Source organism: Pseudomonas sp. BF-R-01, assembly GCF_019946615.1.
Lineage (GTDB): Bacteria > Pseudomonadota > Gammaproteobacteria > Pseudomonadales > Pseudomonadaceae > Aquipseudomonas > Aquipseudomonas migulae.
Genome location: NZ_JAGYFX010000013.1, coordinates 1 through 26,059 on the forward strand (window position 1 = coordinate 1; position 26,059 = coordinate 26,059).

At 61.6% G+C, this 26,059-nt stretch carries 24 protein-coding genes; 14 read left to right on the plus strand and 10 right to left on the minus strand.

The genetic code is table 11. The annotated features are described in order from the left end of the window. Positions 1 to 100: 100 nt before the first annotated feature. The 3 genes from KGB27_RS07700 to KGB27_RS07710 all read right to left on the minus strand — a co-directional run bounded on the left by KGB27_RS07700 (position 101) and on the right by KGB27_RS07710 (position 3,314). Entirely contained in the window at positions 101 to 1,309 is a 1,209-nt protein-coding gene (locus KGB27_RS07700) for a CaiB/BaiF CoA transferase family protein (protein WP_008033811.1), read from the minus strand. A 1-nt stretch (position 1,310) separates the two neighbouring features. Then, the gene (locus KGB27_RS07705; RefSeq protein ID WP_223553786.1) at positions 1,311 to 2,090 is read right to left on the minus strand and encodes an enoyl-CoA hydratase-related protein; all 780 of its coding nucleotides are present in this window, start codon (positions 2,088 to 2,090) and stop codon (positions 1,311 to 1,313) included. Positions 2,091 to 2,174: 84 nt separating this feature from the next. Then, positions 2,175 to 3,314: an iron-containing alcohol dehydrogenase gene (locus KGB27_RS07710; protein WP_008043085.1), complete on the minus strand. Its 1,140-nt coding sequence runs from the start codon at positions 3,312 to 3,314 to the stop codon at positions 2,175 to 2,177. 175 nt (positions 3,315 to 3,489) lie between these two features. Here KGB27_RS07710 and KGB27_RS07715 point away from each other — a divergent pair, with 175 nt between their 5' ends. Beyond that, on the plus strand, positions 3,490 to 4,413 hold the full coding sequence (locus KGB27_RS07715; RefSeq protein WP_008033815.1) for a LysR family transcriptional regulator: 924 nt from the start codon (positions 3,490 to 3,492) through the stop codon (positions 4,411 to 4,413). Between the two features lie 503 nt (positions 4,414 to 4,916). Further along, on the plus strand, positions 4,917 to 6,263 hold the full coding sequence (locus KGB27_RS07720) for a PQQ-dependent sugar dehydrogenase (protein WP_223553789.1): 1,347 nt from the start codon (positions 4,917 to 4,919) through the stop codon (positions 6,261 to 6,263). A 50-nt stretch (positions 6,264 to 6,313) separates the two neighbouring features. On the opposite strand, the gene KGB27_RS07725 is transcribed toward KGB27_RS07720, so the two are convergent. Continuing rightward, positions 6,314 to 6,823: an Lrp/AsnC family transcriptional regulator gene (locus KGB27_RS07725; RefSeq protein WP_223435162.1), complete on the minus strand. Its 510-nt coding sequence runs from the start codon at positions 6,821 to 6,823 to the stop codon at positions 6,314 to 6,316. 200 nt (positions 6,824 to 7,023) lie between these two features. Between KGB27_RS07725 and KGB27_RS07730 the strand changes: the two genes are divergently transcribed. The 6 genes from KGB27_RS07730 (at position 7,024) to KGB27_RS07755 (ending at position 13,526) form a co-directional block, all read left to right on the plus strand. Beyond that, positions 7,024 to 8,040: a 1-aminocyclopropane-1-carboxylate deaminase gene (locus tag KGB27_RS07730; RefSeq protein ID WP_008045265.1), complete on the plus strand. Its 1,017-nt coding sequence runs from the start codon at positions 7,024 to 7,026 to the stop codon at positions 8,038 to 8,040. 257 nt (positions 8,041 to 8,297) lie between these two features. Further along, positions 8,298 to 8,747, plus strand: a complete 450-nt coding sequence (locus tag KGB27_RS07735) for a hypothetical protein (protein ID WP_008036370.1) — start codon at positions 8,298 to 8,300, stop codon at positions 8,745 to 8,747. Between the two features lie 52 nt (positions 8,748 to 8,799). Further along, positions 8,800 to 9,219, plus strand: a complete 420-nt coding sequence (locus KGB27_RS07740) for a hypothetical protein (RefSeq protein ID WP_223553791.1) — start codon at positions 8,800 to 8,802, stop codon at positions 9,217 to 9,219. Continuing rightward, a complete protein-coding gene (mdeB, locus tag KGB27_RS07745; protein WP_223553793.1) occupies positions 9,216 to 11,915 on the plus strand; it encodes an alpha-ketoglutarate dehydrogenase in 2,700 nt (899 codons plus the stop codon). The genes KGB27_RS07740 and mdeB overlap by 4 nt, the downstream gene beginning before the upstream one ends. A gap of 40 nt (positions 11,916 to 11,955) precedes the next feature. Beyond that, positions 11,956 to 13,200, plus strand: a complete 1,245-nt coding sequence (locus KGB27_RS07750; protein ID WP_223553795.1) for a dihydrolipoyllysine-residue acetyltransferase — start codon at positions 11,956 to 11,958, stop codon at positions 13,198 to 13,200. Positions 13,201 to 13,325: 125 nt separating this feature from the next. After that, a complete protein-coding gene (locus tag KGB27_RS07755; RefSeq protein ID WP_008033844.1) occupies positions 13,326 to 13,526 on the plus strand; it encodes a YbdD/YjiX family protein in 201 nt (66 codons plus the stop codon). Between the two features lie 100 nt (positions 13,527 to 13,626). Here KGB27_RS07755 and KGB27_RS07760 read toward each other — a convergent pair whose 3' ends face one another. Beyond that, positions 13,627 to 13,905, minus strand: a complete 279-nt coding sequence (locus tag KGB27_RS07760) for a Rho-binding antiterminator (RefSeq protein WP_223553797.1) — start codon at positions 13,903 to 13,905, stop codon at positions 13,627 to 13,629. Between the two features lie 226 nt (positions 13,906 to 14,131). On the opposite strand from KGB27_RS07760, the gene KGB27_RS07765 reads away from it, so the two are divergent. Then, positions 14,132 to 15,352 carry a helix-turn-helix domain-containing protein gene (locus KGB27_RS07765; RefSeq protein WP_223553800.1) on the plus strand — a complete coding sequence of 407 codons (1,221 nt, stop codon included), beginning with the start codon at positions 14,132 to 14,134 and terminating at the stop codon, positions 15,350 to 15,352. 35 nt (positions 15,353 to 15,387) lie between these two features. Next, positions 15,388 to 16,020 (plus strand): glutaminyl-peptide cyclotransferase, encoded by a 633-nt coding sequence (locus KGB27_RS07770; RefSeq protein ID WP_223553802.1) that lies wholly within the window; start codon positions 15,388 to 15,390, stop codon positions 16,018 to 16,020. 30 nt (positions 16,021 to 16,050) lie between these two features. On the opposite strand, the gene KGB27_RS07775 is transcribed toward KGB27_RS07770, so the two are convergent. Next, positions 16,051 to 16,911 (minus strand): CAP domain-containing protein, encoded by an 861-nt coding sequence (locus KGB27_RS07775; protein ID WP_008036363.1) that lies wholly within the window; start codon positions 16,909 to 16,911, stop codon positions 16,051 to 16,053. Positions 16,912 to 17,244: 333 nt separating this feature from the next. Then, positions 17,245 to 18,147 carry a LysR substrate-binding domain-containing protein gene (locus KGB27_RS07780; protein WP_008033861.1) on the minus strand — a complete coding sequence of 301 codons (903 nt, stop codon included), beginning with the start codon at positions 18,145 to 18,147 and terminating at the stop codon, positions 17,245 to 17,247. Positions 18,148 to 18,254: 107 nt separating this feature from the next. Between KGB27_RS07780 and KGB27_RS07785 the strand changes: the two genes are divergently transcribed. Together KGB27_RS07785 and KGB27_RS07790 are read left to right on the plus strand one after the other, a co-directional pair. After that, a complete protein-coding gene (locus KGB27_RS07785; RefSeq protein WP_223553805.1) occupies positions 18,255 to 19,652 on the plus strand; it encodes an MFS transporter in 1,398 nt (465 codons plus the stop codon). Beyond that, the gene (locus KGB27_RS07790) at positions 19,649 to 20,923 is read left to right on the plus strand and encodes a glucarate dehydratase family protein (RefSeq protein ID WP_008033863.1); all 1,275 of its coding nucleotides are present in this window, start codon (positions 19,649 to 19,651) and stop codon (positions 20,921 to 20,923) included. The genes KGB27_RS07785 and KGB27_RS07790 overlap by 4 nt, the downstream gene beginning before the upstream one ends. On the opposite strand, the gene KGB27_RS07795 is transcribed toward KGB27_RS07790, so the two are convergent. The 3 genes from KGB27_RS07795 to KGB27_RS07805 all read right to left on the minus strand — a co-directional run bounded on the left by KGB27_RS07795 (position 20,907) and on the right by KGB27_RS07805 (position 23,368). After that, a complete protein-coding gene (locus tag KGB27_RS07795; RefSeq protein ID WP_223553808.1) occupies positions 20,907 to 21,215 on the minus strand; it encodes a hypothetical protein in 309 nt (102 codons plus the stop codon). The two genes, KGB27_RS07790 and KGB27_RS07795, sit on opposite strands and share 17 nt — an antisense overlap. Positions 21,216 to 21,347: 132 nt before the next feature. Continuing rightward, on the minus strand, positions 21,348 to 21,980 hold the full coding sequence (locus KGB27_RS07800; protein ID WP_017339266.1) for a response regulator: 633 nt from the start codon (positions 21,978 to 21,980) through the stop codon (positions 21,348 to 21,350). A gap of 26 nt (positions 21,981 to 22,006) precedes the next feature. Continuing rightward, a complete protein-coding gene (locus KGB27_RS07805) occupies positions 22,007 to 23,368 on the minus strand; it encodes a cache domain-containing protein (protein ID WP_008036355.1) in 1,362 nt (453 codons plus the stop codon). 351 nt (positions 23,369 to 23,719) lie between these two features. Between KGB27_RS07805 and KGB27_RS07810 the strand changes: the two genes are divergently transcribed. Beyond that, positions 23,720 to 25,777 carry a carbon starvation CstA family protein gene (locus tag KGB27_RS07810; protein WP_008024713.1) on the plus strand — a complete coding sequence of 686 codons (2,058 nt, stop codon included), beginning with the start codon at positions 23,720 to 23,722 and terminating at the stop codon, positions 25,775 to 25,777. 14 nt (positions 25,778 to 25,791) lie between these two features. Beyond that, positions 25,792 to 25,989, plus strand: a complete 198-nt coding sequence (locus KGB27_RS07815; RefSeq protein ID WP_007900300.1) for a YbdD/YjiX family protein — start codon at positions 25,792 to 25,794, stop codon at positions 25,987 to 25,989. Positions 25,990 to 26,059: the final 70 nt, after the last annotated feature.

The following is a 26,059-nucleotide window of genomic DNA, read 5'->3' on the forward strand; positions in this document are numbered from 1 at the left end:
AGCCTGCTCGCGATGGACCTGAGGGCGCCGCGTTTATCCAGCCAAAAACGCGTTTTCGTTAACGTCCATCGCGAGCAGGCTCGCTCCCACACAGTTCGGTTCAGGAAGCGAGTGCGACCACCGCCTGGGTGCGAATCAACTCGTCGATTTCGTTTTCCGCATACCCGCTTTCCTTCAGCACTTCGCGGGTGTGCTCGCCGAGCAGCGGTGCAGGGCGGCTGGTCGGTGGCGCGGCGTTGTCCATGTCGGAGAAGTGAATCGGCAAGCCCATGCCGCGCACCCGGCCTTCGGTCGGGTGTTCGGTCTCGACGACCATGCCGCGTGCCTTGGTTTGCGGGTGGGCCAACGCGGCGGCGATGTCGAGGACCGGCCCGGCAGGCAGGCCGAGGCTGTCGAACAACACCATCCATTCATCCGTGGTGCGTGCGACCAGCACTTCGTTGAGGATTTCCACCAGCGCCAGGCGATGCTCCATGCGCAAGGCGTTGCTGGCGAAGCGTGGGTCGGCTTTCAATTGCGGAACGGCCAGCGCCTCGACCAGTCGTTCGTAGTTGGCCTGGTTGGCGGCGCCGATGTTGATCCAGCCGTCCGCCGTGCGGAACACCTGATACGGCGCGCTGGTGGAGTTCGCCGAACCCATTTTTGGCAGGATGGTGCCGTCGGCGAAATACGCCGCTGCTGGCCAGTACATTTGTTGCAGGCCGGCTTCGAACAGCGAGGTGTCAACCATCTGCCCAAGGCCGGTTTTCTGTTTCGCGGCATACGCGGCGCAGATGCCGAGGGCGGCGAGGATGCCGGAGTTGATGTCGGCCACCGGCGAACCGGCCTTGACCGGCTCACGCCCGGCTTCGCCGGTCATGCTCATCATGCCGCTCATGCCTTGGGCGATCAGGTCGAAACCGCCTTTCTCGCCGAACGGCCCGCTGCGGCCGTAACCGGAAATCGCGCAGTAGATCAGCCCGGGGTTGAGGGTTTTCAGGGTTTCGTAACCGAGGCCGAATTTTTCCATGGTGCCGGCGCGGTAGTTTTCCGTGACCACGTCGGCGTCCATCAGCAGGCGGCGCAGAACGTCGCGGCCGCCCTCGGTTTTAAGGTTCAGGCCGATCCCGCGCTTGTTGCGGTTGACCACCATGAACGAAGCGGATTCACCGCTGGCCATGATCGGCGAGAAGCGGCGCGAATCATCACCGTCCGGGACTTTCTCGACCTTCACCACGTCAGCGCCCATGTCGGCCAGCATCATGCCGCACACCGGGCCGGACATGATGTGAGCCAGTTCTACCACGCGCATTCCTGTCAGCGGTCCCATGTTATTTGCCCTCGAATTGTGGTTTGGCTTTGGCGATGAACGCGTTCAGGCCGATCTGAAAATCGTCGGTTTCGTAGCAGGAGTAACTGCTGTCGATCTGCTCGACGGTGGGGGCGATGCCCGCTTCCAGTTGTCGTGCCGCCTGGCGATGCCAGCGGGCGACGAGCGGGGCGCCGTTGATGATGCGTTTGGCGGTGGCGAGGGTTTCGGATTCGACTTCGGCATCCGGTACGACGCGGGTCACGAGGTTTTTCACGTAGGCGTCGTTGGCGTCGAGAATGCGGCCTTCAAGGAGAATCTCCAGGGTCGTCGAGCGTCCCGCCAGCGCCACCAGCCCGGCCATTTCGTCATAGGACATGACCAGCCCGAGCTTGCCGACCGGCGCGCCGAAGCGGCTGGACGTGCCACAGATGCGCAGGTCGCAGAGTGCAGCGATTTCCAGACCGCCGCCGACGCACACGCCGTGGATCATCGCGATCACCGGGTGCGGGCAGTCGACAACCGCGCGCATCGCCGCTGAAGTGACTTCGGCATAGTGTCGGGCTTGCGCCTGGTTGGCGCGCACGCTCGGAAACTCGCCGACATCGGCGCCGGCGGCAAAGGCCTGTTCGCCCGCACCGCGCAACACCACGCAACGCACGCTGAGGTCGGCGGACAGTTCGGTCATGACGTCACCCAGGTCTTGCCACATGGACAGGGTCAGGGCGTTCATCTTTCCCGGATGACTGAGGGTGACGATGGCAATGGCGTCTTGCCGTTCGATAAGGACGGTGGGCTTCATGATTGTTCCGCTGTCGTCGATGCTCGGGGGGTGAGATCGACGGCGCGGTTGCCTCCTGATTTATTGTTGTTGGGCAGCGGCTGCTTACAGCGATTGTTCGAGCATCGACAGGTAGTCCGCCGAGGATGCTTCGCGCGGATTGGTCTTGTGGCTGTGATCGTGCAACGCGCCCTCGACGATGCCGGCGAACAGGCTTTCATCGACGCCGATCTGGCTCAGGCGGGTCGGCAGGCCCAGGCGTTTGGTCATGTCTTCGATGGCTGCGCCGATGTTCGCGTCGGCCTCAAGGCCCATGGCATGGCGCAGTCGTTCCAGTTTGCGCTCGTCGCGGACGGTCGGGGCGTTGGCGTTGAAGTGCACGACCGCCGGTAGAAAAATCGCGTTCAAAGTGCCGTGGTGCAGTTTCGGATTGATGCCGCCCAAGGCGTGGGAAAGGCTGTGCACGCAGCCCAGTCCTTTCTGGAAGGCCAGCGCGCCTTGCATGGACGCGCTCATCATGTTCATCCGCGCTTCGCGATCACCGGGCTCGGCGGTCGCGCGTTCGATGTGTTCCCAGGCACGCCACAGGCCGTCGAGGGCGATGCCGTCTGCGGCAGGGTTGAAGGCCGGGGCCATGAACGTTTCGATGCAATGCGCGATAGCGTCCATGCCGGTGGCGGCGGTGAGCATGGGCGGCAGACCGAGGGTCAACTCCGGATCGCAGATGGCCACGCGCGGCACGACATAGGGGGAGATAACGCCGACCTTGCGACCATCGTCGAGGATCAGGATGGCGCCGCGACCCACCTCGCTACCGGTGCCCGCCGTGGTCGGAACTGCAATCAGCGGCGCGGTGGCCGAGGTGATGCGATCCAGTCCGCCTTCAATCACCGCGAAGCTTTGCAGAGGACCGTCGTGGGTGGCGCAGACCGCGACGCCCTTGGCCAGATCGATCGATGAACCGCCACCGACAGCGATGATGCCGTTGCACTCGCCGAGGTGGTATTGGGCCACGGCTTCACGCACGGCGTGTTCATTCGGATTGGGCGGGGTGGCGTCGAAAATTGTCGGTGCGCGGTCACTGCCGAGGGCGGCGATGACTTTGTCGACGATGCCGGCATTGCGCACGCCGACATCGGTGACGATCAGCGGCCGGGTGATGCCGGCGCGCTCGGCTTCGGCGGCCAGGTGCTGCAGGCTGTCGTAGCCGAACTGGATTTTGGTGACGTAATTGATGAGTGACATGATTCACCACAAGTTATACAGGATTGTTATTGTTGCAACCGGTCTGGGGCAGGAGGGCTTTCGCGCTCTGGTCAAACCCATTGCATTGCCTGGCTGTGGGGTGGACTATAGGGCCGTCTTGGCCAGCCTCGATACTGACAACTTTCGATACCTCTATAACTTTTAGTTAACCCTGATGACGCCCTCACTGAACTCGATCATGTCCCGCCTGCACGTCAAGCAGCTCCGTTTGCTGATCGCCCTGGATGAGCACGGCTCGTTGCTGGGCGCGGCCAAACAGGTCGCGCTGACCCAGCCCGGCGCGAGCAAGGCGCTGCAAGAAATTGAAACCACTTTCGGCACTGCGCTGTTCACCCGCACTAACCGCGGGCTTGAGCCGAACGACGCCGGGCGTTCGGTCATCCGGTACGCGCGGTTGATCCAGACTGACCTTGCGCACCTGCGCGAAGAGATCATCGGCATCATGAGCGGCGAGGGCGGACGCGTGTCGGTCGGCACCATCATGGGCGCCGTGCCGCTGCTGACCACGGCGATCAGCCGGGTGATCGCCGACAACCCGAAGCTGTCCATCGAGATTGTCGAAGACACCAGCGCCGCGCTGCTCAGCCAGCTCGATGCCGGGCGCCTGGACCTGGCGATCTGCCGTACCACCATCAGCACCACCCCCTACTTGTATGAGAGCTCGACCTTCGTCGAGGAAACCCTGGCGGTGATCGCCAGCACCCAGCATCCGTTCGCCTATGCCCGCCAGTTGTCGTTGAAAGACCTGGTGGATTACCGCTGGGTCGTCTATCGCGCCAACATGCCGATGCGGCTGTTGCTGGAGCGCGAGTTTCATGAGGCCGACCTGCGTTTCCCGGTGCATTTGCTGGAAACCACCTCGGCCTTCGCCACTCTGTCGCTGCTCCAGGAAAACCCGACCCTCGTCGCACTGGTGTCGACCGACGTAGCGAAGTTCTGCTCCGGCTACGGCTTCACCACCACGCTGCCGCTGCCGATCACCTCACGCAGCGAACCCTATGAACTGGTGTCGCGCAAAGGCGTACCGGATTCGCCGGCGGCCAGGCTGCTGCGCGAGGCACTGCTGAATCCCGCCTGATTGCTGGCGATGACGGCCTTGGAGTCGATGTAAACCTTCCGGGCCCCATCGCCAGCAAGCCGGCTCCTACAGTGGATCGTGTTGTTCACCTTTCCCGTGCCCGCCACCAAACCCTTGTAGGAGCCGGCTTGCCGGCGATGACGGCCTTGAAATCGATGCAAACCTTACGGGCCTCATCGCCGGCAAGCCGGCTCCTACAGTGGATCGTGTTGTTCACCTTTTTCGTGCCCGCCACCAAACCCTTGTAGGAGCCGGCTTGCTGGCGATGGCGGTCTTGAAATCGATGCAAAACTCTCGGGCCCCATCGCCGGCAAGCCGGCTCCTACAGTGGGTTGCGTCTTTGTCAGGGATAGTGCCCGGCATTGGACGTTTGCATTCGTGCGATTCAGGCAAAATTGATTTGTGGCGCGCGCGGTGTTTGAAACGAATCGGCGCCGCGATACTCGACGGGATTTTGCCTATTCCTAAATTGGCCCACGGATGGCCATTGCGAGGTTCGAACCATGACTGTCTCCCGCCGACTGGCGCTCTTGATGACCGCTGCCGCGTTGCTCACCGCGTGTGGTGAATCTTCCAAACTGCCGCCGCAGGCCAGTGTCGGCCCGAGCCCGCAGTTGCCTGAGCCCACGACTACGCTGATCCCGACGTTGAAGGTGTCCAAGGCCATCGGCTGGGCCGGCAGCGACAAGCCGAAAGCGCCCGCCGGTTTCACGGTGACGGCCCTGGCCGAAAACCTCGACCACCCGCGCTGGATCTACAGATTGCCCAATGGCGATCTGTTGGTCGCCGAGAGCAATCACCCGCCGATGCCTGAAGGCGCCACTGACGGTGGCAGCGGTCCGCTGGCCTGGGCGCGGCGCACCGCGATGGGTTTTGTGATGGGCCGTGTCGGCGCCGATGCGCCCAGCGCCAATCGAATCACTTTGTTGCGCGATGCCGACGGTGACGGTCACGCAGAACTGCGCACGGTGTTCATGAGTGGACTGACGTCACCCTTCGGCATGGCGTTGGTGGGCAACGAGCTGTTCATCGCCAACGCCGACGCCCTGGTCAAGGTGCCTTACAGCGAGGGGCAAACCGAGATCACGGCGACGCCGGTGAAAGTCACCGATCTGCCTGCCGGTATCAATCACCACTGGACCAAGAACGTGCTCGCCAACCCTGAGGGCACCAAGCTTTACGTCACCGTGGGCTCCAACAGCAACGTTGGCGAAAACGGTCTGGAGGCCGAAGAAGGGCGGGCGGCCATCTGGGAAGTTGACGTTAAAAGCGCAGACAAGCGTCTGTTTGCCAGCGGTCTGCGCAACCCCAACGGCCTGGCCTGGAAACCCGGTTCGAACCAGTTGTGGACCGTGGTCAATGAGCGCGACGAAATCGGCAGCGACCTGGTGCCGGATTACCTGACGTCGGTAAAAGACGGCGCGTTTTACGGCTGGCCATGGAGTTACTACGGCAACCACGTCGACACCCGGGTTGAGCCGCCGCGCCCGGACAAGGTGGCCCAGGCCATCGCCCCGGATTACGCGTTGGGCACCCACGTCGCACCGCTGGGCCTGGCGTTCTCTGACTCGCGCGGCATGCCCAGCGCTTTCGCCAATGGCGTGTTCATCGGCGAACACGGCTCGTGGAACCGCAATCCGCAGGCCGGCTACAAGGTGGTGTTCATCCCGTTCAGCGACGGCAAGCCTTCAGGTTTACCGGTGGATTTCCTTACCGGTTTCCTCAATGGCGAAGGCGAGGCTCAAGGGCGTCCGGTGGGCGTAGCGCTTGATCAGAGCGGTGCGCTGCTGGTGGCGGACGATGTCGGTAACAAGGTGTGGCGCGTGGCGGTGGCCAAACCGGGTCAATAAAGCGGGATCGGGCCCGGTCACCGCGCAAGTTGCGCGGCTGACACGGGCCATCAAAGAGGTATCTGCGGCGTCGAGACCACCTGGCGCAACCCCATGAACGAACGAATCTGCCGCACACCGGGCAGGTACAACAATTGCTCCGCGTGCAGGCGGTTGAAACTGTTGCTGTCCTTGGTTCGTATCAACATGAAGTAGTCGAATTCCCCCGTCACCACATGGCATTCCATGCAGCCGGAAACCTTTTGCGCCGCAGCCTCGAAGGCAGCGAAGGATTCCGGCGTCGAGCGGTCCAGCACCACGCCGATCAACACCACCATGCCCGCATCCAGCGCGTCATTGTCCAGCAACGCGACGATGCCCTTGATCAAACCCGCCTGCTTGAGGCGTTCAACGCGGCGCAAACACGCCGGCGCACTCAGTTTGACCTTCTCGGCAAGCGCCACATTGGAGATGGAAGCGTCGCGTTGCAGCGCCTTGAGAATGGCGCGGTCGGTGCGGTCCAGCGGGTGTGGCTCCGGGCTGGATGTGCCGGTTTTCTTGTGAGTATTTGTTGCGTTCATATGGATTTCTACGCAATAAAAAGTTGTTTGAAGTGATAGGCGGCGATTTATGTTTCTTTAATGTATTGAAACTTGCAACACATATTTTTGGCTTTGTTCTTAATATTGAACTCATCGAAGCCCCTCTGAAAGAACCTGGAATGCAGCCTGTTTGCCTTTCGGTCTGGCGCTTGGATATCCAATAATCAAGGAGCAGAGTCATGAACCTGAATCGTTTCAAACGCTATCCGTTGACCTTCGGTCCTTCGCCCATCACCCCCTTGAAACGCCTCAGCGAACACCTGGGCGGCAAGGTCGAGCTGTATGCCAAACGTGAAGACTGCAACAGTGGCCTGGCCTTCGGTGGCAACAAGACGCGCAAGCTTGAATACCTGATTCCCGAGGCCATCGAGCAGGGCTGCGACACCCTCGTGTCCATCGGCGGGATCCAGTCGAACCAGACCCGCCAGGTCGCTGCCGTTGCCGCACACCTGGGTATGAAGTGCGTGCTGGTCCAGGAAAACTGGGTGAACTACTCCGATGCCGTGTATGACCGCGTTGGCAACATCGAGATGTCTCGCATCATGGGCGCGGATGTACGACTGGACGCCGCCGGGTTCGACATCGGTATCCGGCCCAGCTGGGAAAAGGCGATGAACGATGTGGTTGAGCGCGGCGGCAAACCGTTTCCGATCCCGGCGGGCTGTTCCGAGCATCCGTATGGCGGTCTCGGCTTCGTCGGTTTCGCCGAGGAAGTCCGCCAGCAGGAAAAAGAACTCGGCTTCAAGTTCGATTACATCGTGGTCTGCTCGGTGACCGGCAGCACCCAGGCGGGCATGGTGGTCGGGTTTGCCGCCGACGGCCGTTCGAAGAATGTCATCGGTATCGACGCTTCGGCCAAACCGGAAAAAACCAAGGCACAGATCCTGCGTATCGCCCGGCACACCGCTGAATTGGTGGAGCTGGGGCGCGAAATCACCGAAGAAGATGTGGTGCTCGACACACGGTTTGCCTATCCGGAATACGGTTTGCCCAACGACGGCACGCTGGAAGCCATCCGCCTGTGCGGCCGACTTGAAGGCGTGCTGACCGACCCGGTGTACGAAGGGAAATCCATGCACGGGATGATCGAAATGGTTCGCCGTGGCGAGTTCCCTGAAGGCTCGAAAGTGCTTTACGCACACTTGGGCGGGGTGCCTGCGCTGAATGCCTACAGCTTCCTGTTCCGTAACGGCTGATCACAAACCTGTAGGAGCCGGCTTGCCGGCGATGGCGGCCTCGAAATCGATGCAGAACTCACGGGCCTCATCGCCGGCAAGCCGGCTCCTACAGTGGATTGTGTTGTTCACATTTTCGTGTCTGTCACCGAACCCTTGTAGGAGCCGGCTTGCCGGCGATGGCGGCCTTGAGATCGATGCAAAACCCACGGGCCTCATCGCCGGCAAGCCGGCTCCTACAGGAAAGGGGACAACGTTCAACCGCCAGGAGTAGCGCCATGCATGCGATATCGCAATCCGCCGTCTGGATCAAGGAACCCTCGGCGGATGCCGGGGTGGTCATCGTGACCAGTGCCGCATTGCCCAAATACATGATCGACCAGCTGCACGTGGCCATCGACGACTGGGATCAGGTGGCTTACCTGGCCGTCAAGCAATGCAGGGCATTGATGCTCGACTGGTTGCGGGTCGGGTCCAGCCCCGAGCAAGCGTGTGATGCCCGTCAATTGCTGCGCGGCGTGTGCAAAAGCAGTTTTTTACTGGACGTCGAAGTCGGCACGGTGCCGGGCCTGACCTGGCTGGGATCCGTCTGCGGTCACTCGCTGCGCGTCGTCGACCTGGGAACCGTCGCCTCAACCCATGCAGCGATGGATCGACAGGTGGAAGCCGTTTTGTTGGCGACCCGGAGTCTGGCGAAAAGCGTGCTGCAGGAGCGCTACGTTATTTAGCGGATGTCTTCGCCCGCTCAATCAAACACACCCAATAAGAAAGGCAACGCCTATGAGCCGATCTGCCGACCGTTGTAATAACGCCAGGAAATGGATGCGCGAGCCCTCAAGTGGCACGCGCATTGTGGTGATCACTGCTGGACTGGGAAGTGAACATCTAGAGTTGATTCACCACAGTTTCAGTTGTTTTGAAAACATTGCACTGATGCAGGTTGATGTCGCGCCGATGGCCGCTGGAATGTTTGAAGCGCACACATCCACCTGTGATTACTGCCTTGTCGTGGCTGGCGAACTGGATAAGCGCTTTTTACGCGATTTGCCCAAGCGCAGAATCAATATTTACCCGATAGCCCGGGATGCCCGGACCGAGCGCTCCGTCATCGAAGCGGTCGAGCAGGTCAAAAGCCTGGCCCGAGCAAACCCTCCACCGCGCATTGATAACGAATCAGCCTTTTGCAGGAGATGCCCATGAACCCGTCCGATCTTCATGCCCAGTTACCCGGCCAGACCACGGAAGATGCCGAGGAAATCGCTGAATGGCGCGATGCCTTGCTATCGGTCATCGCCCATGGCGGCGCCGGGCAGGCCCGGCAGATCATGGACATGCTGGTGACGCTGGCCAGCACCTGCGAGATGAATTGGCGACCCCGTCACGGCACGCCCTACATCAATACCATCAGCGTTGAGCAGCAGCCGGTGTTCCCGGGGGATCTGGCGCTCGAAGAACGCCTGGCCTCGATCATGCGCTGGAACGCGTTGGTCATGGTGGCGAGGGCCAACCAGGCCTACGGGGAACTTGGCGGCCACATCGCCAGCTACGCGAGCGCCGCCGATTTGTTTGAGGTGGGCTTCAACCACTTCTTCAGGGCGCGCACAGAAACCAGCGGCGGCGATCTGGTGTTCTACCAGCCGCACTCGGCGCCGGGCGTTTATGCACGGGCTTTTCTGGAAGGCCGCCTCGAAGAGAAGGACTTGCAGCATTACCGGCAAGAGATCGGCGCACGCGCCAATGGCGCCCGGGGCCTGTCGAGTTATCCGCATCCGTGGTTGATGCCGGACTTCTGGCAGTTCCCGACCGGCTCGATGGGCATCGGTCCGATCAGCTCGATCTACCAGGCGCGTTTCATGCGTTACCTGGAACACCGCGGCTTGCAAGACACCGCCGGGCGCACCGTTTGGGGGGTGTTCGGCGACGGTGAAATGGATGAGCCGGAAAGCATGTCGGCCCTGACGCTGGCGGCACGCGAAGGGCTGGATAATCTGGTGTGGGTGGTCAACTGCAACCTTCAGCGTCTGGACGGTCCGGTGCGGGGCAACGGTCGCATCATCGACGAGCTGGAGGCGCTGTTCGGTGGGGCCGGCTGGAACGTCATCAAACTGGTCTGGGGCTCTGACTGGGACGGACTGTTTGCCCGGGATCACGACGGCGCGCTGGTCAAGGCCCTGTCCGCCACGGTCGATGGCCAGTTCCAGACGTTCGCTGCCAAAGACGGGCGTTTCAACCGCGATCAGTTCTTTGGCCAGAACGAAGCCCTGGCACATCTGGCCCAGGGCCTGACCGATGAACAGATCGACCGCCTCAAACGCGGTGGCCACGACGTGGTGAAGATTTTCGCCGCCTACCAAAGCGCGATGCGCGAGGGCAGAAAGCCCACGGTGATTCTGGCGCAGACCAAGAAAGGCTTCGGCATGGGCGATGCCGGGCAGGGCAAGATGACCGTGCACCAGCAGAAGAAACTCGACAAGGACGCGTTGATCGCCTTCCGTAACCGTTTCAATTTGCCGTTGACCGATGAACAGGCGACCTCGCTGAGCTTCTTCAAACCCGACGACGACAGCGCCGAAATGCGCTACCTGCATGAACGTCGCCGGGCATTGGGCGGCTATATGCCGTCGCGGCCCACCACGTCGACGTCCTTGGCCGTGCCCGACGTCAACAGCTACGCCGGGTTCGCTATTGCCGCCGAAGGCAAGGAAATGTCCACCACCATGGCCTTCGTGCGGATGCTCAGCGGCTTGCTCCGGGATAAACAACTGGGGCCGCGCATCGTGCCGATCGTGGCTGATGAGGCGCGCACGTTCGGCATGGCCAGCCTGTTCAAGCAGATCGGGATTTATTCCAGCGTGGGCCAGCGTTATGAGCCGGAGGACATTGGTTCGATCCTGAGCTATCGCGAAGCCCTCGACGGGCAGATTCTCGAAGAGGGCATCAGCGAGGCCGGGGCGATCAGTTCCTGGGTGGCTGCCGCGACCAGCTATTCGGTGCATGGCTTGCCGATGTTGCCGTTCTACATCTACTACTCGATGTTCGGCTTCCAGCGCATCGGCGACCTGATCTGGGCGGCGGCGGACCAGCGGGCGCGCGGGTTTCTGCTCGGCGCCACGGCGGGGCGCACGACGCTGGGGGGCGAAGGTTTGCAGCATCAGGACGGCAACAGCCACTTGATGGCAGCGATGGTGCCCAACTGCCGGGCCTACGATCCGGCGTTCGCCGGTGAGTTCGCGGTGATCCTCGATCACGGCATGCGCCAGATGCTGGAGCGTCAGGTCGACGAGTTTTACTACGTCACGCTGATGAACGAAAACTACCCGCAGCCCAACCTGCCCGAGGGCGTTGAACAGGCAATTATCAAGGGCATGTACCTGTTCGCCCGGCATGAAGTCGAGGACGCACGCGGCAGCGTTCAGTTGCTGGGTTCCGGCGCGATCCTGCTTGAAGTGATCGCGGCAGCCGAGTTGCTGGCCAGCGACTGGAACATCGACAGCGAGGTCTGGAGCGTCACCAGCTTCACCGAGCTGGCCCGTGAGGCCCGTGAGGTGGAGCGCTGGAATCGCCTGCATCCGGGACAACCGGCGCGGCGCAGCCACGTTCAGGAATCTCTCAACGACGCGGCGCCGATCATTGCCAGCACCGATTACGTGCGCGCCTTGCCCCAACTGATCGCCAGCTACGCGCCGGCGCGTTACACAGTGCTCGGCACCGACGGTTTTGGCCGCAGTGATACCCGCAGCCGGTTGCGCGCGTTTTTCGAAGTGGACCGCCATCAGATCGTCTTGAGTGCCCTGACGTCACTGGTTCAGGACGGGCGCCTCGATGCCGGCGTGTGTGCCGAAGCGATTGCGCGCTACGGGATTGATGTTGACGCCATCGCGCCTTGGGACGCTTGAAGCCGGGCTTCAGGTCGAGTCGAATTTTCAGGAAATGGTCATGAAGAATGTGCATGAAGTGCGAATGCCCGACATCGGCGATGCCAAGGATGTCGGTGTCATCGAAATACCGGTCAAGGCGGGCGATGCGGTGGTCGAAGGGCAGACCCTGATCATTGTCGAGACGGACAAGGCGTCCATGGAAATTCCATCGCCGCACACGGGTGTGTTGCAATCGTTGGTGGTCAGTCTGGATGACAAAGTCAGCGAGGGATCGCCGATTGCCTTTATCGAGAGTGAAGGGCTATCGGCGGCGCCGGCACCGCGCATCGAGCCGGTTGCAACGGTCATAGAGCCTCAGCCGATTGCCTCGCCAGGGTTGCTCATCGAAGCGGTTGATCCGCCAACGGACTTGCCGCTGGCATCGCCATCGGTTCGCAAGTTTTCTCGAGAACTGGGTGTTTCGCTCAAGGCCATTAAAGGCACGGGCCTGCGTCGCCGCATCACCAAGGACGATGTGTTGGCCCATGTGAAAGGCGCGTTGACGGTAACTGAAACCCGTGCCCAGCCGTTGGGCGGATTGCTGCCCTGGCCGGTGGTGGATTTTGCCAAGTACGGGCCGGTGGAAACCCGGCCACTGTCGCGCATCCGCAAAATCAGCGGGGCCAACCTGCATCGCAATTGGCTGATGATTCCCCATGTGACCAATCACGACGACGCGGATATCACGCAACTCGAACAGTTCCGCGTGCAGGTGAACAAGGAAAAGGCCGGCAGCGGGGTCAAGTTGACGTTGCTGGCGTTGTTGATGAAAGCCTGTGCGGGCGCGTTGAAAAAATTCCCGGAGTTCAATGCCAGCCTCAATGGCGACGAACTGGTGTTAAAGGGTTATTGCCACATCGGTTTTGCCGCCGATACACCCGAAGGGTTGGTCGTCCCCGTCATCAAGGACGTCGATCAGAAAGGGGTGCTGGCGATTGCCCGGGAAATGTCGGCGCTGGCTGAAAAGGCGCGGGCGGGCAAGTTGAGCGCTGCCGAGATGAGTGGCGGCTGCTTTTCAATCTCGTCGTTGGGCGGCATTGGCGGGACGTATTTCACGCCGATCATCAATGCGCCGGAAGTCGCGATTCTCGGGGTGGGCAAAAGCACGGAGCGACTTGCGCTGGAGGGCGGGCAGGTTGTGACGCGCAACATGCTGCCGTTGAGCCTGAGTTGGGATCATCGCGTGATCGATGGCGCGGCGGCGGGGCGTTTCAACGCCTATCTGAGCAGTGTGCTGGCGGATTACCGCAGGCTGGTTCTGTGAACGGGGGGACGGTTTGTCGGGTTCGTTCAGCCACTTGAACATACAAATCCCCCGGTCGCGGACACAATGCAGATACATGAGTGCGGTTTGATGAGGTCGTCCAACACCACAAAGAGGCTTTTGCCATGTTCCGCAAACTGCAGCTTGCCGCCAGGTTCCTCAGCCAGAGCACGCGCCTGATGGTGGGCGTTCCGGATTACGACAACTACGTCGCGCAGATGAAGCTGAATCATCCGGACCAGCCGGTCATGAGCTATTCAGCATTCTTCCGCGAGCGTCAGGAAGCACGTTACGGCAAACGCAGCTGCACGACGCGGTGCTGCTGAACGCCGATTGAACGGCGGCTGCCGAAAGCCTCGTCCTCTTTGAGAGGGCGGGGCTTTTTACGTTTCACGGACCTGAATTGAGGGGCCGGCACACCGAGTGCTAGAACGAGCAGTTCGCGCCCTGAAGCACCACGCGTCCAAACTGCGCATTGTCGTCCAGCGGCGTCACGGCCAGCAGCTGATCCAGACGGATTTCCTGTGGGCCGCCTGCCGATTCAACACAGAGAAACTCTTCTTTGTCGCTGGACGTCCGTGTCGTCAGCGCTTTGGCCGTCAGGCTTGCGCCATCCATCAACTCGATATGCAGTCGATAACCACGCAGGCAGGCAATCTCGAGATAGTCGTGCAGATCGCAATCCAAAGGCTGATACGTGTTCATGGCATGACTCCTGGCAATCTTGACGTTTGATGATGCAGGGTTGGCCTGCAACATAGAATCTCCCACGTATTTTGTGCAAGCCCCGCAATCCCTGTGGGAGTGAGACCGGCTTGCCGGCGATGAGGCCCTTACAAACGCAAACAATCGCGCCCCGTGCTCAGCTGCCGCGTGACTAGACTAACCAGGGTTATCGAACGGCAGGGGCGACAACCGTGGCGCTACTCTTATGGACTCATTGATCACCGCCGCAGCGCGGGCGCTCGCGGCGGGTGATCCGCTTGGCGCGCTTGACCGGGTGGCGTTGCGTGACGATGCGCCCGCGCTCGCGTTGCGCGGCATCGCCATGGCGCAGCTCGGCGATCTGGTTCGGGCGAAAGCGCTGGTGAAAAGCGCCGCGCGCGCATTCGGGCCGAAAGAGCCGTTGGCACGGGCGCGCTGCGTGGTGGCCGAGGCCGAAATTGCGCTGGCTTCGCGTGACCTGGGCTGGCCAGTGAAGGCGCTCGAAACGGCACGCCTGACGCTTGAGGCCCACGGAGATCGAGTGAACGCCGCTCACGCGCGGTATCTGCAGATTCGACGATTGTTGCTGATCGGTCGGCTTGACGAGGCGGACGCCCTGTTGGCTGCGCTGGATCCCGCACTGTTGCCGCCGGTGCTGCGCGCCGCCCATGAATTGGTGGTGGCAGGAATTGCCATCCGCCGCCTGCAATCGCAAACAGCCCGGCTTGCCCTGGCGAGGGCCGAACATGTCGCACGCGAGGCGGGTGTCCCGGCGCTTATCGGCGAAGTCGAAAACGCCGTTAACGTCCTGAATTCCCCGGCGGCGCGCCTGATCGCCCATAGCGAAGAGCGACCGTTGTGGCTGGATGAAGTTGAAGCCGTGCTCGGCTCGACCGCGTTGGTGGTGGACGCCTGCCGTTATGCCGTGCGCGGCGTCGGCATGTCGGTTTCCCTCGCCAGGCGCCCGGTGTTGTTCACCCTCGCTCGGGCGTTGGCCGAAGCGTGGCCTGCGGACGTATCGAGGGAAACCCTGATCCGCCGGGCGTTCCGCCTGAAGCTGTCGGACGAGTCCCATCGAGCGCGCTTGCGTGTCGAAGTCGGGCGCTTGCGTGCGGCGCTGAAACCCTTGGCGGGCGTCATCGCCACTCAACGCGGGTTTGCGCTGGTGGCGCTGGTTTCATCTGACGTAGTGGTGTTGGCGCAACCGGTCGAAGAACGACACGCGGCGCTGTTTGCCTTGCTCGCCGACGGCGAATCCTGGTCGAGTTCGGCGCTGGCGTTGGCGCTCGACACCAGCCAGCGCACGGTGCAGCGCACACTCGACGCGCTGGCGGCGGCCGGCAAAGTGCAGCCATTCGGACGTGGCCGGGCGCGGCGCTGGATGACCCCGCCGGTACCGGGTTTCGCGACGACCTTGTTACTCCCGGCGCCACTGCCGAGTGACTAGGATGAACGCCACGAACCCCTGAAGAGGTAACCGAGATGAAACACTCAACCGCAGAAATCCTCCGCGAATATGGCCCGTTCGCCGGTGTCGACAGCGTGCATGGCGTGACCTGGGACGGTGAGCGCGTCTGGTTTGCCAGTGGCGAAAAACTCATCGCCCTTGACCCGGCCAGCGGCAAGACCCTGCGTTCAATCGACGTCAGCGCCGATGCAGGCACGGCCTTCGACGGCCAGCACCTGTTCCAGATCGCCGCCGACCGCATCCAGAAAATCGACCCGCAGACCGGCAAAGTGCTCAACACCATCCCGGCACCCGGTGGCGGCAATGATTCCGGGCTGACCTGGGCTGAGGGGACGCTGTGGGTCGGCCGCTATCGCGACCGGAAGATCCACCAGATCGACCCCGAGACCGGCGCGATTTTGCGCACAATCGAGTCCAACCGCTTCGTTACCGGCGTGACTTGGGTGGACGGGCAGCTGTGGCATGGAACGTGGGAAGGGGATGAAAGCGAGCTGCGCCGCGTGGATGCCAAAACCGGGGAAGTGCTGCACAGCGTCAAGATGCCGACCGGAGTCGGCGTGTCGGGACTTGAGTCCGATGGCGGCGATCAGTTCTTCTGCGGCGGCGGTGGCAGCGGGAAGGTGAGGGCGGTGCGGCGGCCAGCGTGACGCATCACGCTGGCCATGGTGTGACCGGCCTCAAGGCGCTCCAAACAACATCGTCCAGTAAACCCCTTGGTCACTGCGCGCGTCCGTCGCGTAGGCGGCTCCCACTTGGGTGAACAACGGGCTCATCAGGTTGGCGCAATGTCCGGGGCTGGCGAGCCAGCCTGCCATTGCCTTGCTCGGTGAGCCTTGGCCTGCGGCGATGTTTTCGCCGATCTGGCGGCCACGGAATCCGGCAGCCCGCGCCCGGTCGGCAGGCATATCGCCGTCGGGATCGCGGTGTGCGAAGTAATTTCCGTAGGCCATTGCCTTGCTGTGGCCCTGCGCCGCTGCCCCGAGGCTGGCATTCCAGGCCAGTGGTCGGGCGGCGGCAAAGCGCTGGCGTCCGCAGAGACGCGGTTTCGCCCGCGCGGCGTTGACCTGGGCGAGCAACGCCTTGCTGACGGCTCGCGCGTCGTTCATTTGACTGTCCAGCACCGGCCGCGCCAGTACCACTTGCCATTCGCTGCGGCTGCGGCTGACGCCGATATCGGCGTATTGGCTATCCAGCAATGCCGAGCAGTAATCGCTCTGCAGCAGGTCGAAGGCCTCTTCGGCATCCTGCGCGCCGACCACGCGCAGGCTGCGCACGGTCACAGCCTGATAACCGGACGCTTTCAACCGGTCCCGCAAGCCGCCGCCGTAGCCGACCGGCAAGGCCAGATTCGATTTCAGCGCCAGCGGTGCCAAGCGTTGGGCGGGACGCCGCTCGCAGCGCTGCGGGTGGGCGCGGTAATCGTTGATGGCTTCCACCAGTTGCCGTTCCGCGCCGGCGTGGGCGGGGCGGGTGGTAATGGAAAGCAAGGTAAACAGGCACAGCGAAGTCAAGCGCAAGGCGTGGGCGGTTTGGCGCATGGAGGGACAGCTCTGAAGAGATGGCAGCGGTTAGGGGAGGAATTGGCGCCGCTGTAAGACTGGGGAGTTGAAACAAGGTTCACGGGGCAGGAGCGCATATTTACCGCCGACTTCGTGTGTCCGACGGACGTACCTTCACCGCTACATCTTCAGGTGCAAGGATTGCCGGCGATGGCGATAACACAAATGTCTTCGCGGGCAAGTCGGGTCGCCGCATCGCACGCTCCTACAGGGTTGGTGTCGTTCACAAAATTGTGTTTCAACTCAAACCCGTAGGAGCGAGGCTTGCCCGCGAAGACGGCAGCACAAACACCGACGAAATCAGCTCAGCCCTCACAACCCCCAGCCTTCACGAACAGCCGTGCGAATCCCTTCCAGCAACATGGCAAACGCCGGGTTGTCATTGTTCTCGCGCCAGATCAGATGCAACTCGCTCTGCACGCCTTCCCCCAGGTCGATATCGCGAAACACAACGTTCTTGAACACCACGCTGCTGGCGCACCGTGGCACCAGCGCCAGGCCCATGCCGGCGTTGACCAGCGCCAGAATGGTCAGCGACGAACCCAGCCACTGCACGTATTCCGGGGCGACGCGGGCCGAGCGCAGCATGCCGGTCAGCAGTTCGTTGAACGGTGGGTAGGCGGCGTGGGAGTACATTAGAAACGGTTGTGCATCGAGGTCTTTGACCGACACGGTTTCGGCGCTGGCCAATCGATGATGGCTGGGCACGGCCAGGACAAACGGCTCGCGCACCAGGCACTCGGTGGCATATCCCGGTTCCAGCAATGGCGCGCGGACGATGCCCAGGTCGATACGGCGGGCGCGCAGGGCTTCGTGCTGCTGGTAGGTATTCATCTCCGACAGGTCGATTTTCACGTGCGGTTGCTTGAGGCGGGCTTCGGCGATGACCTTGGGCAGGAATTCATACACCGCACTGCCGACAAAACTGATGTTGACCGTGCCGATATCGCCCTCGGCAAAACGCCGGGCGGTGGCGGCGGCTTGCTGCGCGCGTTCGAGCAGGTTCTGCGCCTCGATGAAGAAGGCGCGGCCAGCGGCGGTCAGGGCGACGCTGCGGGTGGTGCGGGTGAACAGCTCGACGCCCAGATGATGCTCCAGCAGCTGAATCTGTCGGCTGAGCGGCGGCTGGGTCATGTTCAACCGTTCGGCGGCGCGCCGGAAGTTCAGTTCGGTGGCAACCGTGGTGAAGCAGCGCAGTTGGGTCAGTTCGAACATTGATCTAATCCAGGTATCAATCGAATGCCAAGTTAGATTAGACGGGATCAATGTCGGCGTCCATGATCGGCGCGTCCCTAAAAAAACAATGAACGGGAGTCGCCCCCTTGAATACCCTCCAGAGTCCGCCCGATCCAACTGTGCTCGCCCGCGCAGCGGCCAAGGTGAAGCGCCATGTGCTGCCGCTGTTCGTGGTGATGTTCATCGTCAATTACATCGACCGGGTCAACATCGGCTTCGTGCGCAGTCACATGGAAACCGATCTCGGCATTGGTGCCGCCGCCTATGGCCTCGGTGCCGGGCTATTCTTCATCGGTTACGCAATCTTCGAAGTCCCCTCCAACCTGCTGCTGCAACGCTACGGCGCCCGCGCCTGGCTGACGCGCATCATGTTCACCTGGGGCGCAGCGGCCATGGCCATGGCGTTCGTGCGCGGCGAAACCAGTTTCTATGTGCTGCGCTTCATCCTCGGTGCGGCCGAAGCGGGGTTCTTCCCCGGCATCATTTATTACTTCACCCAATGGTTGCCGTCGACCGAACGCGGTAAGGCCATGGCGATCTTCCTCAGCGGCTCGGCCATTGCCTCGGTGATTTCCGGGCCGGTGTCCGGTGCGCTGTTGCACGTCAGCGGTTTCAGCCTGCACGGTTGGCAGTGGATGTTCCTGATCGAAGGCTTCGCCTCGATCGTGCTCTGCGGGTTTGTCTGGTTCTGGTTGCAGTCCCATCCACGCCAGGCGAATTGGCTGAGCGCGGAAGAAAAGGACGCACTGGTGGGCGCCATCGCCCTCGAACAGCAGGCCCGCGAGGCGACGCAGACGGTCAAGCCGTCGATGTTCAAATTGCTCGCCGACAAGCAGATCGCACTGTTCTGCTTCATCTACTTTTCCATTGCCCTGACCATCTACGGCGCGACGTTCTGGCTGCCGAGCATGATCAAGAAAATGGGCAACCTCGGCGACTTCCAGGTCGGCCTGTTCAACTCGATTCCGTGGATCATTTCCATCGTCGCGATGTATGGCTTCGCCGCCATGGCCAGCAAATGGAAATACCAGCAGGCATGGGTCGCCTTGACCCTGGTGATCGCTGCGTTCGGCATGTTCATGTCCACCACTGGCGGGCCGGTCTTTGCCTTCGTCGCCATCTGTTTTGCCGCGATTGGTTTCAAGGCCGCCTCGGCACTGTTCTGGCCCATTCCGCAAGGCTATCTGGATGCGCGCATCGCCGCGGCGGTGATCGCGTTGATCAACTCCATCGGCAACCTCGGCGGCTTCGTCGCCCCGACAGCGTTCGGTTTTCTCGAACAAAAAACCGGCTCCATCGAGGGCGGTCTCTACGGGCTGGCGGCCACCTCGCTGGTGGCGGCAGTGGTGATCTTCTTTGCCCGCACCGCCCCGCGTGGTGACCCCGTTCGCGTGTTGAGCGGCCAACCTGCCGACATCGCAGCGTCAGAAAAATCAGTCAGTCATCAAGCCTTGAGCTCAGGTCCAAAGGGAGCAGCCTCTTGAAAATCAAACGAGTCACCGTCACCCCCATCGCTTTCCGTGATCCGCCGCTGCTCAACGCCAGCGGGATTCATGAGCCGTTCGCGCTGCGTTCGATCATCGAGATCGAGAGCGACAATGGCTACATCGGTCTCGGTGAAAGTTACGGCGATGCGCCGGCGCTGTTGATCCAGCAGCAACTGCAATCGCAATTGATCGGTCTCGATCCGTTCGACCTCAATCAACTGCGGCGCATCGTCCAGGCCACCGTGGCGGCGCACAAACCGGCGAGCATTGCCGGCGCGGAACTGGCACCGGGCTCCCATGCCAGCAAAGCGGTGAGCAATGCGTATTCGGCGTTCGAAGTGGCGTTCCTGGATTTGCAGGCGCATTCGTTGAACGTGCCGTTGGTGGACTTGCTGGGCGGGGCGATTCGCGACGAGATTCCGTTCAGCGCCTACCTGTTTTTCAAGTACGCGCAGCATGTCGATTCACCGTACAAACCGGACAATTGGGGCGAGGCGCTGAACGAAGAGCAGATCGTTGCCCAGGCGCGGCGGATGATCGAGGCCTACGGTTTCAAGAGCATCAAACTCAAGGCCGGCACGCTGCCGCCGGAGCACGAAGTGTCGTGCATCAAGGCGCTGAAAAAGGCCTTCCCCGGTTACCCGCTGCGCATTGACCCGAATGGCAACTGGTCATTGGAAACATCGATTCGCATGGCTGAGTTGCTGGGCGATGACCTGCAATATTACGAAGACCCGACGCCGGGCCTCGACGGCATGGCCGAGTTGCACAAGCGTACCGGGCTGCCGCTGGCGACCAACATGGTGGTCACCGATTTCGACGAGTTCCGGCGTAGCGTGGCGTTGAACAGCGTGCAGATTGTCCTCGCCGATCACCATTACTGGGGCGGGCTGCGCGACACGCAGGCGCTGGCGAAAATGTGCGACACCTTTGGTCTTGGCGTGTCGATGCACTCCAACTCGCACCTGGGCATCAGCCTGATGGCGATGGCGCATGTTGCGGCCGCGGTGCCCAATCTGGATTACGCCTGCGACACGCATTACCCGTGGCAGGAGCCGGATGAAGAAGTGATCAAGGGCGGCAAGCTGCCGATCGTCGATGGCTGCGTGAAAATCACTCGCGCGCCGGGGTTGGGTCTGGAACTGGATCACGATCAACTGGGCAAGCTGCATGACCAATACCTGACCTGCGGCATCCGCCAGCGCGATGACGTGAAGCAGATGCAGCGTTACAAACCGGACTGGAAGGCGGTCAAACCGCGTTTTTGAGCTCGGTCAGCAGGCGTTCTATCTGCGCCAGCTCCCAGGTGCTGAGCAGACTGACCGGGTCGGTGCCGTAACGTTGCCAATTGTCGAACAGGCCCTCGCGGCCGTCCGGGCTCAGGCAGCGTTGGCAGCGGCGCAAGTGGTTATCGTCGATGTCGAGGGTCAGTTGCCAACCCTCGATGTCGACTTGCACCAGGCCGGATGCGGAAGGTTCGCCTATCAGCCGCAGGGGACGAACCTCCAGGGCGGCGTCGCGCAATAGCTGGTAAATCTCGCGGGTGGTCAACGGTGGCACGGGTGTCTCCGGTGGCTCAGATAAAAAATCGGCAACGACACCCCCCTGTAGGAGCCAGCTTGCTGGCGATGGCGATCTTGAGGACGCCATCGCCGGCAAGCCGGCTCCTACAGGGGGTAGTGTTCGGCAGGCTTATGGGGAAATGATCCCGTGGTCGATAGCGTATTTGACCAGCGCCGCCGGTTTGTCGATGTTGAGTTTGCGGCGGATGCTCAGGCGATGGGTTTCAACCGTGCGCACGCTGATGTCGAGGTCGCGGGCCATTTCCTTGTTGTTCATCCCCTGGGCCATTTTGTACAACACCTGGCTTTCACGCGGCGTCAGCTCGTTGTCGGTACTTTTATCAGCAATGAGCCGCTGGGCAATTTCCGCGCTGTAGAACGTGCCGCCGCTGGCAATGGCTTCGATGGCGGCGATGATTTCCCGTGACGGCGCGTTCTTCAGCACATAGCCGCTGGCACCCGAACGCACGGACTCGCTCACGTATTCATAATTGTCGTACATGCTCAGCACCAGCACTTTGAGCGACGGGTACTGGCTGCGCAGCAACCGGGTCAGCTCCAGCCCGTTCATGTCCTTGAGGCTGATGTCGACCAGCAGCAGGTCAGGCTGGCAGCGTCCGACCATCTCGATGGCGTCCGCGCCATTCTCGGCTTCACCCACCACTTCCAGCGGGGCCATGACGGACAGCAGCGCCTTGATCCCGTCGCGAACCAGGGAGTGATCGTCGACCAGGGCGACGCGGATCGGGGAGGGCAGGTTAATCACGGGCATTCACTCTTATTGTCTGATCAGCGTTTTGTGCCGGGCATTTTCATGGGCAGCAGCACGTCCAGCTCACTTCTTCCCGGCACCGAGATCAGCTCGAACCGGCCGCCAAAGTGCTCGACACGCTCACGGATATTACGCAAGCCGATGCCGGCATGGCCACGTTCGACCTGGGCAACGTTGAAGCCGATGCCGTCATCGATCACCGTCAGCCGGATGGATTCTTCAGAACCGTGCAGGTTGATGGAAACGTTTTTTGCCTGTGCATGGCGTTCAATGTTGGTCAGGCCTTCCTGCACAATGCGGAACAACGAAACCGCCGCGCCATCGACCAGATGGCAGTCGAATTCGTTGTCGTTGTAGGTCACGGTGAGGCCGCTGCGTTGCTCGAATTCCTCGGCAAGTTGACCGATGGCCGCCGACAGCCCCAGGGTGTCGAGCAAGGATGAGCGCAGGTCGTGGGAGAGGCTGCGCACCTCGCCAATCGCTTCGCCGAGACGTTCCGTGGCCTCTCTTAAAATGCTCAACCCTTTGTCTTGTCCATTCTCCAGCACATGGCTGGCGAGTTCGAACTGGAACTTGATGGAGACGAGCACCTGACTGATGCCGTCGTGCAGTTCACGGGAAACCCGCGAGCGTTCTTCCTCCTGCAAACTGACGATTCGCTGGGTCAGGCGTTGCAGTTTTTTGTCGGCCAGACGGTGCTCGCTGACGTTCAGTGTCATGCCGCTGGCAAAGACAAACAGCACGGCCACGAGGGCCACGGCGGCAATCGCCAGCATGGTTTTGCGGATGCCCTGGGCCACCTCGTCACGCGCCTGTTGGGTCGCGCGCTCGACGTCCTCAAGGTATATGCCGGTGCCGAGCATCCAGCCCCAGTGATCCAGCATCACCACATAGGCGAGCTTGTCGGTGACCTGGCCGGAAGAGGGCTTGTTCCAGGCGTAGCGTTGAAAGCCTTCGCCCGATTGCGCACTTTTGAGCAAGGCCTGAATCACCGGCAGGCCGTGCGGGTCCTTCATGTCCCACAGGTATTGGCCGACCAGTTCCGACTGTCGCGCGTGCATCAGGCTGCGACCTTCGCGGTCGTACACGAAGAAGTAGCCATTGATGCCAAAGCTGAGTTTGCGCAGCTCTTCCAGCACGCGTTGCTGGGCGTGTTCGTCACCGTGGCCGTCGTCGTACAGCGGCGCGATCAGGCTTTGCGCCATTTCCACGTAGTTTTTCAGTTCGGCGCGCTTGCTCGCCAGGATGCTGTCTTCGATCAGTTGCGCCTGTTGATCACCCACCTGGCGGTTCAGGGAAATCACCAGCCCGCAGATGACAGCGATCGCCAACACCAGCGGCAGAATCCCGAGCGCGACGATTTTGTGTTTGAGCTGCATCTGGGCTCCTGTCCGGATCGGGGGAAGGCGAAGGCCGGCATCATATGCCAAAGATGCGCGCGTCCAGTAGCGCTGCTGGACGGAATGACCTGCGGCTTTCTGGACGACGCGAAATTGTAGGAGCCAGCTTGCTGGCGATCCAGACGACGCGGTGTATCAGTCACGCCACCATCGCCAGCAAGCTGGCTCCTACAGGTTTTGCGTTTCTACGTAGAACTACGTAGAGGGCGCGTACGTAGTAACGCGGATTTATTTGTAGACGGCATGCGCGGATATTGGGCCAGCTCCGCACAGCGGACACAATTATAAAAATTACCGCCGCAGTCACAAGCTGTCGGCAGGAGACACGCTATGCCCCGTCTGGCTAAACACCTCGCCTGGTTTGCCGTGGCTGTTCTGGGAGCGTTTGCGCTAAGTGTCGTGGCCCTGCGCCGCGGCGAAGCGATCAACGCCCTCTGGATCGTAGTCGCAGCCGTCGCCATCTACCTCGTCGCATACCGCTACTACAGCCTGTTCATCGCCAACAAGGTGATGCAACTGGACCCCAATCGAGCCACTCCCGCCGTACTCAATAACGATGGTCTGGACTACGTTCCGACCAACAAGCACGTACTCTTTGGTCACCACTTCGCAGCCATCGCCGGCGCAGGCCCGCTGGTCGGTCCAGTGTTGGCGGCGCAGATGGGCTATCTGCCCGGCACGCTTTGGCTGATCGCCGGCGTGGTGCTGGCCGGTGCGGTTCAGGACTTCATGGTCCTGTTCATGTCCACCCGCCGCAACGGTCGCTCCCTGGGCGACATGGTCCGTGAAGAAATGGGCCGCATCCCCGGCACCATCGCGCTGTTCGGCTGCTTCCTGATCATGATCATCATCCTCGCGGTGCTGGCGCTGATCGTGGTCAAAGCCCTGGCCGAAAGCCCTTGGGGCATGTTCACCGTGATGGCGACCATCCCGATCGCGATGTTCATGGGCATCTACATGCGCTACATCCGTCCGGGCCGCATCGGTGAAATCTCGATCATCGGCGTGTTCCTGCTGCTGGGCTCGATCTGGCTGGGCGGGCAGATTGCCGCTGACCCGGTCTGGGCCAAGGCCTTCACCTTCACCGGCATTCAAATCACCTGGATGTTGATCGGCTACGGTTTCGTGGCTGCCGTGCTTCCGGTGTGGCTGATTCTGGCACCGCGTGACTACCTCTCCACGTTCCTGAAAATCGGCACCATTGTGGCATTGGCGATCGGCATTCTGATCACCATGCCCGAGCTGAGAATGCCGGCACTGACCCAGTTCATCGATGGCACCGGTCCGGTGTGGAAGGGCGGTATGTTCCCGTTCCTGTTCATCACCATTGCCTGTGGCGCGGTATCGGGTTTCCACTCGCTGATCGCTTCCGGCACCACGCCGAAGCTGCTCGCCAGTGAAGGTCATGCCCGCTACATCGGTTACGGCGGCATGCTGATGGAATCCTTCGTCGCCATCATGGCCATGGTTGCGGCATCGGTGATCGATCCGGGCGTGTACTTCGCCATGAACAGCCCGGCGGCGATTGTCGGCGCGGATGCTGTTTCGGTTGCGCAGACTGTCAGCAGCTGGGGCTTTGCAATTACCCCGGAAGCGCTGCAAGCGGTGGCCAAGGACATCGGTGAAACCACCATCCTGGCCCGTGCCGGCGGTGCACCGACCCTGGCGGTCGGTATCGCGCAGATCCTGCACCACGTCCTGCCGGGTGAAAACACCATGGCGTTCTGGTACCACTTTGCGATCCTGTTTGAAGCGCTGTTCATCCTGACCGCAGTCGATGCCGGTACCCGTGCCGGTCGCTTCATGCTCCAGGACTTGCTCGGCTCGTTCGTGCCGGCGCTGAAACGCACCGAATCCTGGACCGCCAACCTGATCGCCACCGCCGGTTGTGTGGCGATGTGGGGTTACTTGCTCTATCAAGGCGTGATCGATCCGCTGGGTGGCATCAACACCTTGTGGCCGCTGTTCGGCATCTCCAACCAGATGCTGGCCGGTATCGCGCTGATGTTGGCGACGGTTGTGCTGATCAAAATGAAGCGCCAGCGCTACGTCTGGGTGACCATGCTGCCAGCGGTCTGGCTGCTGATCTGCACCACCACCGCCGGCTTCATCAAGCTGTTCGACGCCAACCCGGCCATCGGCTTCCTCGCGCTGGCCAAGAAGTACAGCGACGCCTTGGCCAACGGTCAGGTACTCGCCCCGGCCAAGAGCATCGAGCAGATGCAGCACGTGATCTACAACGCCTACACCAATGCGACGTTGACCGCGCTGTTCCTGTTGGTGGTGTTCAGCATCCTGTTCTTTGCCCTCAAGGTCGGCATTGCCGCGTGGGGAACCAAGGAGCGCACGGATAAAGAAGCGCCATTCCAGGCCCTGCCGAATGCGTGATCGAGGAGTGCAGCATGTTCAATGACCTGAGTCGCCTCGGTAAATACCTCGGTCAGGCCGCGCGCCTGATGGTCGGCATGCCCGACTACGATACTTACGTCGAGCATATGCAGACCAAACATCCGGACAAACCGGTGATGAGTTACGAGGTGTTCTTCCGGGAACGCCAGGAAGCGCGTTACGGAAGCAAGGCCGGGCCCAAGTGCTGTTGATGCACGAGGCTTAAGCAACACACCACTGTAGGAGCCCGGCTTGCCGGCGATAGCGATCTCCAAGACGCCA